Origin of the sequence: Cyanobium sp. PCC 7001, from assembly GCF_000155635.1 — a bacterium.
Lineage (GTDB): Bacteria > Cyanobacteriota > Cyanobacteriia > PCC-6307 > Cyanobiaceae > NIES-981.
Genome location: NZ_DS990556.1, coordinates 1,559,328 through 1,569,173, shown reverse-complemented (window position 1 = coordinate 1,569,173; position 9,846 = coordinate 1,559,328). Strand labels below are relative to the sequence as shown.

Here is a 9,846-nt window from a genome sequence, read left to right as displayed (position 1 = left end):
GGGCCGGACCGATGAACCTACGCGGGCAGGGGACTGCCGTCGTGGCAGCGCATCACCCGGCCCGCTCCCCGCAGCTCCCGGCGGTAATGCACCGCCACGGGGTCGGTGTTGCGGGGGCTGAGATCGTCGATCCCGATGCCGTTGCGCCCGTGCTCCCGGCCGGAGCTGTGCAGGTAGCGGCCCCCACCCAGGTGAAGGCCCACATGGGTGCAGCGCTGCGGGGTGCCGAAGAAGATCAGATCGCCCGGTTCCAGCAGCTGGGTCACGCCCGGCCGTGCCGCCACCGGCTGGCAGAAGCGTTCCTGCAGGTAGGCATCCCGCGGCAGCCAGATGCCGGCACTGGCGTAGGCGGCCTGCACCAGCCCGGAGCAGTCGTAGTCGGGCCCGAGGCTGCCGCCCCACAGGTAGGTGTTGGGGGTGCGCAGGGCGCCCATGGCGAAGGCGAGCACCGCCGCCAGACGTTCGGCGATGGCGGGGCGGTCCAGCAGCCGCGGTGGCGGTGGTGTCGCGGCGATGGCCATCCCCAGCAGGGACTCCGGGGCGATCCAGCCGGGATAGCCATCCTCCACCAGGCGCACCCGCACCCGCAGGCGCGACGGACTGCCCTCCACCGACGCCGCTTCGGGAAGCACCTGCAGGCAGCGGCCGGCCGTGGCCTGGGTGGCGAGTCCCGAGCCCCGGGGCCGACTGAAGAGATCGAGGCGGGCGAGCAGACGCCAGGTGGTGCCCGGCTGCAGCAGTTCGGGAGCGGCCGGGGTGCCCGCCGCCAGGGGACGGATCTGGGACATACCTAATCTCGCCACAGCAGGAGCCGGCAGTGATGGCGTTCTACAGCCCGGACCCGCCGATGGAGCAGGTGCTGAGCGACCTGGTCGGACTGCTGGAGCTGCAGGGGCGTCCGGGGCTGGCCCAGCAGCTGTCGATCACCTGGGTGCGCTTCGACCGATCCCAGATCGGCGCGGCGCTGGAGGGCGGTGCCGAGGCGTACTGGCAGCGGCACCCGCCCGGCGCCGGCTGGGGGGGGGATCGTCAGCGCTACCCCGCCAGTGTGGTGAAGCTGGTGTACCTGATCGCGGCCGAGGCCTGGTTGCAGGACGGGCTGCTCGAGGACGGCCCGGAACTGCGGCGTGCCCTGGAGGACATGATCCGCGACTCGAGCAACGACGCCACCGGCCTGGTGGTGGATCTGCTCAGCGGCACCACCAGCGGTCCGGAGCTCCCCCCGGAGCGCATGCAGGCCTGGGTGGCCCAGCGCCAGCTGGTGAACGAATGGCTCGCCGGCATGGCCTGGAGCGAACTCCGCGGCTGCAATGCCTGCCAGAAAACCTGGGGGGATGGCCCCTACGGCCGCGAGCGGGCCTTCTACGGGCCTGGCCTGGAGAACCGCAACAGCCTCAGCACCGATGCGGCCTCGCGGCTGTTGCTGGGGGTGATCGCCTCGGCGCTGGTGTCCCCCCCGGCCTGCGGGCGGATGCGGGAGGTGCTGCGGCGCCCCCTGGATCCCGCCAGCCGCGCGGCGGATCCGGAGAATCAGGTGGATGGCTTCCTCGGTGCCGGCTTGCCGGAGGGGGCCCGCCTCTGGAGCAAGGCCGGCTGGATGAGCCAGGCCCGTCACGACACGGCCTACGTGGAGGCCGAAGGCCACAGCCCCTTCCTGCTGAGCGTGTTCAGCGAGGGGGCCAGGCAGGCGGCCGACACCGCCCTGCTGCCGGAGATCGCCTCCCATCTGGCCAGGCTGTGTCGGCAGGACTGAGCACAGAGCTGGCCATGCCATGCCGGGCCGGTGGGTGGCTTGGCTGGGAACCAGGGACTCAGGGAAACGGAGAGGGAGGGATTCGAACCCTCGACAGAAGTTGCCTCCTGTAACTCCTTAGCAGGGAGCCGCTTTCAACCACTCAGCCACCTCTCCAGCGGCACCAGGAGCTTACCTGAACGCTCCAGCCGCTCCGGCTGCCGGAGCGTTCGATTCAGCCGCCCCGGAAGATCCGTTGCACCCGTCTGCCATCGACCTGCACCAGCAGGTCGTAGGGGATCGTGCCCGCCTGGAGGGCGGCCTGCTCCGGACGCAGCACCTGGCCTTCATAGGCTCCGAAGATCAGCACTTCATCGCCCACCGTCGCCTCGGGCAACGGATCCAGATCGACCGCCATCGAGTCCATTGACACCCGGCCGAGCACGGCCAGGCGCCGACCCTGGATCATCACCTCGCCGCGGTTGCTGAATCGCCAGGGCACACCGTCGTTGTAGCCCGCGGCCACGATGCCGATCCGCTGGCGTTCCGCGCTGACCACGTAGGTGCCGTTGTAGCCGATCCGCTGCCCCCTGCCGTACTCCCGCACCTGCACCAGGCGGCTGATGAACGCCACCGCCAGCTCCAGTTCGATCGCCTCAGCCACGGCTGGTGAGGGATGCAGGCCGAACAGCCCCAGGCCCAGCCGCACCATGCCGTAACGGGATTGCGGGAAGCGCACGGCCCCCGAGGTGGCGGCCGCGTGCACCAGCAGGGGCGTGCCCAGTTCCTGATGCAGCCTGGCCATCACCGCATCGAACCGCTCCAGCTGGGCGCGGGTCTCGTCATCGGCGGCGGGATCATCGGCGCCGGCCAGATGGGTCATCACGCCTGTCACGGTCACGACCCCGGAATCGCGCAGCAGCCTGGCGGCGGCCAGGGCCTCCTCCGGCGCCACACCGAGGCGACCCATGCCCGTCTCAATCTCCAGGTGCACCTCCAGGTGCGCGCCCATCGACTGCAGCGTCCTGACCAGCGCCTGGGCGAAGGGCAGCGAATAGATCAGCGGCGTCACGCGCCAGCGCACCGCCTTGTCCACCTCATCGGGGTCCATCAGCATCACCAGCACCGGCCGGTGCACCCCGGCCCGTCGGATCACGGCACCCTCGTCGGCGGCGGAGACCCCGATCCAGTCGATGCCGCTGTCCTGCAGGGCCGCCGCCAGCCGCGGCAGCTCGGTGCCGTAGGCCCAGGCCTTCAGCACCGCCAGGATCGCAACCTCGGGGCCGCAGAGGGCCCGGAAGCGGGTGATGTTGTCGCGGATGGCGTCGAGATCAACCAGCAGGCGGCGGGGTGCCATCGATTCCCAGATCGCGCGGGCCGCGCTGCTCAGCTCCTGGCGGGCGGCACCCTTGAGCAGAACGGTGTCGCCCGGCTCGGCCATCTGGCGGATCCGCTCGCGCAGGGCGGCGGTGTCGGCCAGTTCCTGGGCCGCCTGGGCGGGGTGGCAGCCGTTCCAGGCGGCGGCAGTGTGGCTGCGGGCCGGGTGCGGCAGCAGCAGCAGCCCTGAGAAGCCCTGTTCGGCCGCCATTCGCCCGATCAGCGCGTGCTCCCGCTGTTCGCAGGGTCCCAGATCTCCCATCCCGCCGAACACGAACAGGCGGCGGCCCCCTTCGGGAAAGGCGGCCACCGTGGCCAGGGCGGTCTGCACCGAGAGCGGGTCGTCGCTGGCGGTGTCGTTGATGATCGTGATGCCTTCCGGCGTCCGCCAGGTCTCCATGCGCGTCGGCCCGAAGGTGTAGTCCTGAAGCACCTCCGCCATCTCCGCCGCGGGCACCCCCAGGTGGTGGGCGGCGGTCAGGGCGATCAGGAGGTCGTCGACGAGAGGCCGGGAGCGGGTGTGCACCGTCACCTGGGCCTGGCACCCGCCCAGATCGAGCTGGAGCAGGAGGCCGTTCCCCCGGGAGCGCTGACCCAGCAGCCGTGGCGGCCCGGCGCCGGGGTGGATGCGGCGGCAGGGCAGGGGCAGGGCGTTCACGAGCGGGTCGTCCGGGGCGATCACCCAGCTGTGGGCATCCATGCCCTGGAACAGGCGCAGCTTCTCGCGTGCCGTCACCGCGCGGCTGCCGAAACTGCCGAGATTGGCCAGACCCACGTTCACCAGCACGCCGTGGTCGGGCTGCAGGATCGCCTCGAGGCGCTCCATCTCGCCGGGCGCCGAGATGCCGGCCTCGAACACCCCCAGTTCGGTGCCGGGCGGAGCCGTGAGCACCGCCAGCGGCACGCCCACCTGGCTGTTCCAGCTGCCGGGGCTGGAGGCCACCCGGAAACGGCCCGCCAGCAGGGCCGTCAGCGCAGTCTTGACCACGGTCTTGCCATTGCTGCCGGTGACCGCCACCACCCTGCGGATGTGGGTGCGGCGGTACCAGGCGGCAAGACGCTGCAGGGCCAGCAGCGGATCAGCCACCAGCAGGTGGGCGCAGCCCGGTCCCGGGCCGCTGTCCGGGCAGCGGTCCCGCCGCAGCACCACCAGCGACGCCCCGGCCCCTTCGGCCTGCGCCACGAAGTCATGGCCGTCGCAGTGGCGCCCCCCCAGCGCCACGAAGAGATCGCCGGGCAGCACCCGCCGCGAGTCGATCGCCACAGCCCGCAGCGGTTGCTCAGGCGGGGTGCCGCGCAGCTCGCCGTCCAGCAGGGCGGCCAGCTCTCGGGGTGCGGGCAGGGTCATGGTGCAGGACGGTCCGGCGGAAGGCCTGGTCGTGGACGACACCGACCCGGAGGATGTGCCTCGTTAGCATTTTGGCGATCCTGGTTGCGGCGATGGGGCACGTTCTCGTCCTCAATGCGTCCTATGAACCGCTCAACATCACCACCTGGAAGCGGGCGCTGGTGATGCTGCTCAAGGGCAAGGCCGAGGGACTGGAACATGACCGGAACCGAGCCATCCGCCCGGATCTTCTGCTTCCCACGGTGATCCGGCTGCGTCACTTCGTGCGGGTTCCCTACCGGCAGCTGCCGCTCACACGCCGCAATCTCTTTCACCGCGATGGTCACTGCTGTCAGTACTGCGGCTACAGCGGTGAGAAGTTGTCGGTCGATCACGTGGTGCCCCGCAGCCGCGGCGGTACCGACAGCTGGGAGAACGTGACCACGGCCTGCCTCAGCTGCAATGTCCGCAAGGGCAACCGCACGCCGCGGGAAGCCGGCATGGTGCTGCTGCGGGCTCCCCACCGTCCGGCGAGCGGGCTGGGCTATGAAGCCACCCGCCATCTGCGGGCCGGGAGGCACCACGAATGGGCCAAATACCTCATCGGCCTTGAGGTCCTGGCAGACGAACGGGCCGCCTGAGATCACACGGGCCGCCACTGCCCAGGGGCCCAGGGTTCACGCACTCACGTCGGCGGCCAGCTCGTCCAGCTGCCTGGCCTGGTCCGCGGCGATGCAGGCACCGATCACATCCTGCAGCTGACCGTTGAGCACGGGCTCCAGGCTGAAATTGCGACCCAGCCGGTGGTCGGTGGCGCGGTTGTCCTTGTAGTTGTAGGTGCGGATCTTCTCGCTCCGATCGCCACTGCCCACCTGGGCGAGGCGGGCGGAGCGCTCCCTGGCGTTGGCTTCGGCCAGCTGGCGCTCGTAGAGCTTGGCCCGCAGGATCTCCATGGCCCGCTCCCGGTTCTGCATCTGGGAGCGCTCCTGGGTGCAGAACACCCGGATGCCGCTGGGCTTGTGCAGCAGGTCCACCGCCGTTTCCACCTTGTTCACGTTCTGCCCTCCCGCGCCGCCGGAGCGGGCCGTGCTGATCTCCACATCGCCAGGCTCGATCTGCACCTCCACCGGATCCGCCTCCGGCATCACCGCCACCGTGGCGGTGGAGGTGTGGACGCGTCCCTGGGATTCGGTGGCCGGCACCCGCTGCACCCGGTGCACCCCGGCCTCGAATTTCAGCTGGCTGAACACGCCCTCGCCCCGGATGGAGAGGATCAGCTCCTTGTAGCCGCCCAGTTCGGCTTCCGAGGCGCTCACCGGCTCCACCCGCCAGCCCACGCTTTGGGCGTAGCGCTCGTACATCCGTGCCAGATCACCGGCCCAGATGGCCGCTTCGTCGCCACCGGCACCGGCCCTGATCTCGAGCATCACGCTGCGCTCGTCGCGGGGATCACGAGGCAACAGGGCAATCGTGAGGGACGTTCTGAGGCTGTGGATCCGCTCGGCGAGCTGCTTCAGCTCCTCGCTCGCCAACTCCTCCATGGCCCGATCGCCGCGATGGTCGCGCAGCAGGGTTCGCGCGTCGGCCTCCTCGGCCAGGAGTTTCTGCAGCTGCCGCTGATCGAGCACCAGCGGTTCCAGGCGAGCCCGTTCCCTGGCGATGGCCTGGAGCTGGTCCGGATTGCTGGCCACGGCAGGATCGGCCAGCTGCCTCTCCAGGGTCTCGAAGGTGCGCCGGGCGGCCTCAAGCCGGTCATGCAGCAGGGAGGGGTCCATCAACCCGGAGCTTCAAGGTGGTGTGGGCATGCCGCGGAAACGGCAAAAAGGCCGGATGCCCACTGCACCCGGCCCTGGAGAATGGATGGGAAGAGGGCCGCTGAGATCAGGCCTTGGCGCCGTCTTCCGCGTCGGCTTTGGCCTCGGTGTTGGCCGAGGCGCTGCTGTCGGTGCTGGCCATGCCGTATTTGCGCATGAAGCGGTCCACCCGGCCTTCGGTATCCAGGATCTTCTGGGTGCCGGTGTAGAAGGGGTGGTTGCCGCTCCACACGTCCACGTGGATTTCGGGGGAGGTGGAGCCGGTGGTCATCACCACTTCTCCATTGCAGATCACCTTGGCATCGGGATACCAGGTGGGGTGGATGTCGGCCTTGGGCATGGCTGGAGGAATCGGGAGAGAGCTGAGAATCAGCGCTTGGAGAACTGGGGCGCCTTGCGGGCTTTCTTGAGGCCGTACTTGCGGCGTTCCTTGGCCCGGGGATCACGGCTGAGGTGGCCTTCGGTCTTCAGGGGCTTGCGGTTGTCGGGCGAGAGGTCACACAGCGCCCGGGCAGCACCCTGCTTGATCGCATCGGCCTGGCCGGTGAGGCCGCCGCCCCGCACGTTCACGAGCAGGTCGTAGTCGGCGGCAAGGCCGAGGGTGTTGAGCGGAGCCTTCACCGCGGCCAGGTACACCGGGTTGTAGTTCAGGTAGTTGTCGCCGGGGCGTCCGTTGATGGTCACGGTGCCGGTGCCGGGGACGACACGGACGCGGGCGACGGAGGTCTTGCGGCGACCCGTGCCCCAGTAGACGACGTTGGAGGTGCTCATTGGGCAGCAGCGGCGGGATCGAGGGCGAGGGGCTGGGGTTGCTGGGCAGCGTGCGGATGCTCGGCGCCCTTGTACACCTTGAGTTTGCGGAACAGCTGACGGCCAAGGGCGTTGTGGGGCAGCATCCCCTTGATGGCCTTCTCCACGATGCGCTCGGGCAGCCGGGCCTGCAGGTGTTCGAAGGTTTCGGTCTTCATGCCGCCGGGACGGCCGGAATGGCGGCGATACACCTTCTGGGTGGCCTTGTTGCCGCTCACCCGCACCTTGTCGGCGTTGATCACGACGACGAAGTCACCCGCGTCGAGATGGGGGGTGTAGCAGGGCTTGTTCTTGCCGCGGAGCACGGCGGCCACTTCGCTGGCCAGGCGGCCAAGGGTCTGATTCTCCGCATCCACCAGGTACCACTGGCGGTCGAGCGAAGCAATCGAGGGCAGGGGAGTCTTGTTCATATCGCCTGGTCAGGCACCGGCAGGCCGTAGGGGGCTGGGCAGGTTGGTCGTGATGAGGGCGGAAACGCCCATTCAGAAGACCATACCGCTTGGCCGCGGCGGGCCCTGCGGAACGGCGGGTTGTGCAGCGAGGAGAGCCGGTGGATCGGCGGTCTCCAGCTGATACCGCGGTTGGCAATCATACCAGGCGGCCCTGGGGAAGACGGGCTTCGGGTAGCCCACCCGGAGCAGGCAGAGCCCATGGGGAGGGGCGGCCTCCTTCACGGCCCCGCGGTCGCGGTGGCGCCAGCGCCGCGCAAACGCCTCAGGGCTGAGCCGTCCTTCCCCCACCGCCACGAGCTGCCCCAGCACCAGCCGCACCATGCCGTAGAGAAAGCCGCTGGCCTGGAGCTCCACCCGCAGCAGGTCGCCCTCCCGCTCCAGCAGCACGTCCTGGAGGGTGGTGCGGGCATGGCGGCGCCGGCTGCCGGTGCGCTGGAACGCCGAGAAGTCGTGCTCCCCCAGCATGCCCTGCAGCGCCTGGACCATGGCGTTCTCGTCGAGCCGGTACTGGTAACGGTGCCAGCTCCAGGGGGCCAGAAAGAGGTTGGGCGCCCGGCCGTTGAAGATCGTGTAGCGGTAGCGCCGGTAGGTGGCGGAGTAGCAGGCGTGCCAGTCGGGGGGCACCTGGCTGGCGGCCATCACCCGGATGGTGGGAGGCAGCCGGCCGTTGAGCGCCTTGGGCCAGCGCCCGGCCGGAATCGGACCGCAGCTGTCGAAGTGCACCACCTGGGCTGCCGCATGCACACCGGTGTCGGTGCGGCCCGCTGCCCAGGTGCGGGGTGGTCGTGGTCGGGCAGCCGGGGGGTCGAGGATGGCGATGGCGTCCTCCAGGGCGGCCTGCACGCTCGGGGCATTGTGCTGGCGCTGCCAGCCGTGGAAGGCGCCACCGTCGTACTGCAGGCACAGGGCGATGCGCCGAGGCTCGCCGGGCTCATGCCCTGGCGGCGTCACGGTCGGCCGTAACAGCGGGACTCCGGCCGGTGCGGCAGGGGTCAGACCAGCTCGATGATGGCCATCTCCGCGTTGTCACCACGACGGGGGATGGTGCGGAGGATGCGGGTGTAGCCACCCTGGCGGTCGCCGTAGCGCTCCTGGGCCTTGTCGAACAGGGCGTGCACGAGCTGCTTGTCGTAGATGTAGCCCATGGCGCGGCGACGGGCGGCCAGGGTGCCGTCCTTGGCCAGGGTGATCATCCGCTCGGCCTCATCGCGGAGCGCCTTGGCACGGGCCTTGGTGGTGGTGACCCGACCCTCGCGGATCAGCTGCGTGGTGAGACCCCGCAGCATGGCTTTGCGTTGGTCGGCGGGGCGTCCCAGCATCGGGACTCGGCATTGGTGACGCATCGGTCTAGGGGTCCAGGGGAGTGTTCGGATGCCGCCGATCAGGCGCTGGTGCGGCTCTGGGGCAGGGTGATGCCGATGCGCTCCAGCGCCTCGATCACCTCATCGGCTGACTTGGAGCCGAAGTTCTTGATCTCCAGCAGATCTTCATAGCTGAAGCCCATCAGGTCGGACACGGAGTTGACCTGGGCGCGCTTCAGACAGTTGTAGGCCCGAACCGAGAGGTTCAGTTCCTCGAGGGGGATCTGGGCCTCGGCCGAGGGCTCGGGCTCCTGGCCCGGTTCCTCGACCACGCTCAGGGTGGCCAGCGGCTGGAACAGGGCGATGAGCTGGTTGGCCGCCTGGGCCATGGCGTCATCGGGGGTGATGCTGCCGTTGGTCTCGATCTCCAGCCGCAGGCGCTCGCGGGCCGAGCCCCCCTCACCCACGGCGGTTTCATCCACCGTGTAGTTGACGCGCTTGACGGGCTTGAACACCGCGTCGATCTGGAGGAGGTCGATGGCGCTGGTGTCTTCGCTGTGGCGGTCCACCGGCCGGTAGCCCACACCCCGCTCCACGTGCACTTCCATCTCCAGACCGAAGCCCTCGGCCACGGTGGCGATCAGACGGTCGGGGTCGATCACCTGCACCTGGGAGGAGAACTGCAGATCGGCAGCGGTAACGGTGGCGGGTCCGTTCACCACCAGCCGGCCGATCTCCAACTCACGGCTGCGGCTGCTCACCGCCACCTGCTTGCAGTTGAGCAGGATGTCGAGCACATCTTCCCGGACGCCGGGAACGGTGGCGTACTCGTGGTTGACGCCGGAAATGCGCACGGCGGTGATGGCGCTGCCTTCGAGGCCGCCGATCAGCACGCGACGCAGGGCATTGCCCAGGGTGGTGGCCTGTCCCCGGTCGAGGGGGCCAATCAGGAAGACACCCGTCTGGGCACGGTCTTCCGCGACGTGGTGTTCGATCCTGTCGATTTGGTAGTGCAGCACGGTCTGAACAGTCG

The 9,846-nt window shown here is 69.6% G+C and carries 11 protein-coding genes and 1 tRNA gene; 2 read left to right on the top strand and 10 right to left on the bottom strand.

The features are described from left to right. Positions 1-17: 17 nt before the first annotated feature. Positions 18-788 carry a C40 family peptidase gene (locus CPCC7001_RS07880; RefSeq protein ID WP_006911461.1) on the bottom strand — a complete coding sequence of 257 codons (771 nt, stop codon included), beginning with the start codon at positions 786-788 and terminating at the stop codon, positions 18-20. A gap of 32 nt (positions 789-820) precedes the next feature. Between CPCC7001_RS07880 and CPCC7001_RS07875 the strand changes: the two genes are divergently transcribed. Continuing rightward, the gene (locus CPCC7001_RS07875) at positions 821-1,753 is read left to right on the top strand and encodes a serine hydrolase (protein ID WP_043368793.1); all 933 of its coding nucleotides are present in this window, start codon (positions 821-823) and stop codon (positions 1,751-1,753) included. 67 nt (positions 1,754-1,820) lie between these two features. Here CPCC7001_RS07875 and CPCC7001_RS07870 read toward each other — a convergent pair. Together CPCC7001_RS07870 and alr are read right to left on the bottom strand one after the other, a co-directional pair. Continuing rightward, positions 1,821-1,909 (bottom strand) — tRNA-Ser (locus tag CPCC7001_RS07870). Between the two features lie 58 nt (positions 1,910-1,967). Further along, entirely contained in the window at positions 1,968-4,457 is a 2,490-nt protein-coding gene (gene alr, locus CPCC7001_RS07865) for an alanine racemase (protein WP_006909246.1), read from the bottom strand. A 92-nt stretch (positions 4,458-4,549) separates the two neighbouring features. On the opposite strand from alr, the gene CPCC7001_RS07860 reads away from it, so the two are divergent. Then, complete coding sequence (locus CPCC7001_RS07860) at positions 4,550-5,077, top strand: HNH endonuclease (protein WP_043368791.1); 528 nt, start codon at positions 4,550-4,552, stop codon at positions 5,075-5,077. Positions 5,078-5,113: 36 nt separating this feature from the next. On the opposite strand, the gene prfA is transcribed toward CPCC7001_RS07860, so the two are convergent. The 7 genes from prfA to CPCC7001_RS07825 form a co-directional block, all read right to left on the bottom strand. Next, positions 5,114-6,211: a peptide chain release factor 1 gene (prfA, locus tag CPCC7001_RS07855; RefSeq protein ID WP_006910225.1), complete on the bottom strand. Its 1,098-nt coding sequence runs from the start codon at positions 6,209-6,211 to the stop codon at positions 5,114-5,116. A gap of 106 nt (positions 6,212-6,317) precedes the next feature. After that, complete coding sequence (gene rpmE / locus CPCC7001_RS07850) at positions 6,318-6,590, bottom strand: 50S ribosomal protein L31 (RefSeq protein WP_006909642.1); 273 nt, start codon at positions 6,588-6,590, stop codon at positions 6,318-6,320. A 29-nt stretch (positions 6,591-6,619) separates the two neighbouring features. Further along, positions 6,620-7,021, bottom strand: a complete 402-nt coding sequence (gene rpsI, locus CPCC7001_RS07845; protein ID WP_006910781.1) for a 30S ribosomal protein S9 — start codon at positions 7,019-7,021, stop codon at positions 6,620-6,622. Beyond that, positions 7,018-7,470, bottom strand: a complete 453-nt coding sequence (rplM, locus tag CPCC7001_RS07840; protein WP_006909970.1) for a 50S ribosomal protein L13 — start codon at positions 7,468-7,470, stop codon at positions 7,018-7,020. Before rplM ends, rpsI begins: the two co-directional genes overlap by 4 nt. A 72-nt stretch (positions 7,471-7,542) precedes the next feature. Further along, positions 7,543-8,463 carry a tRNA pseudouridine(38-40) synthase TruA gene (truA, locus tag CPCC7001_RS07835; protein ID WP_006909755.1) on the bottom strand — a complete coding sequence of 307 codons (921 nt, stop codon included), beginning with the start codon at positions 8,461-8,463 and terminating at the stop codon, positions 7,543-7,545. A 41-nt stretch (positions 8,464-8,504) separates the two neighbouring features. Next, positions 8,505-8,855, bottom strand: a complete 351-nt coding sequence (gene rplQ / locus CPCC7001_RS07830) for a 50S ribosomal protein L17 (RefSeq protein ID WP_043368790.1) — start codon at positions 8,853-8,855, stop codon at positions 8,505-8,507. Between the two features lie 38 nt (positions 8,856-8,893). Continuing rightward, the gene (locus tag CPCC7001_RS07825; protein ID WP_006910451.1) at positions 8,894-9,832 is read right to left on the bottom strand and encodes a DNA-directed RNA polymerase subunit alpha; all 939 of its coding nucleotides are present in this window, start codon (positions 9,830-9,832) and stop codon (positions 8,894-8,896) included. Between the last annotated feature and the right edge of the window lie 14 nt (positions 9,833-9,846).

Bases quoted from the DNA above. Each gene is read 5' to 3' on its own strand.
- CPCC7001_RS07860 (WP_043368791.1), top strand. From the start codon at position 4,550: ATGGGGCACGTTCTCGTCCTCAATGCGTCCTATGAACCGCTCAACATC.
- CPCC7001_RS07880 (WP_006911461.1), bottom strand. From the start codon at position 788: ATGTCCCAGATCCGTCCCCTGGCGGCGGGCACCCCGGCCGCTCCCGAA.
- rplQ (WP_043368790.1), bottom strand. From the start codon at position 8,855: ATGCGTCACCAATGCCGAGTCCCGATGCTGGGACGCCCCGCCGACCAA.
- rpmE (WP_006909642.1), bottom strand. From the start codon at position 6,590: ATGCCCAAGGCCGACATCCACCCCACCTGGTATCCCGATGCCAAGGTG.
- alr (WP_006909246.1), bottom strand. From the start codon at position 4,457: ATGACCCTGCCCGCACCCCGAGAGCTGGCCGCCCTGCTGGACGGCGAG.
- rplM (WP_006909970.1), bottom strand. From the start codon at position 7,470: ATGAACAAGACTCCCCTGCCCTCGATTGCTTCGCTCGACCGCCAGTGG.
- rpsI (WP_006910781.1), bottom strand. From the start codon at position 7,021: ATGAGCACCTCCAACGTCGTCTACTGGGGCACGGGTCGCCGCAAGACC.
- CPCC7001_RS07875 (WP_043368793.1), top strand. From the start codon at position 821: ATGGCGTTCTACAGCCCGGACCCGCCGATGGAGCAGGTGCTGAGCGAC.
- prfA (WP_006910225.1), bottom strand. From the start codon at position 6,211: ATGGACCCCTCCCTGCTGCATGACCGGCTTGAGGCCGCCCGGCGCACC.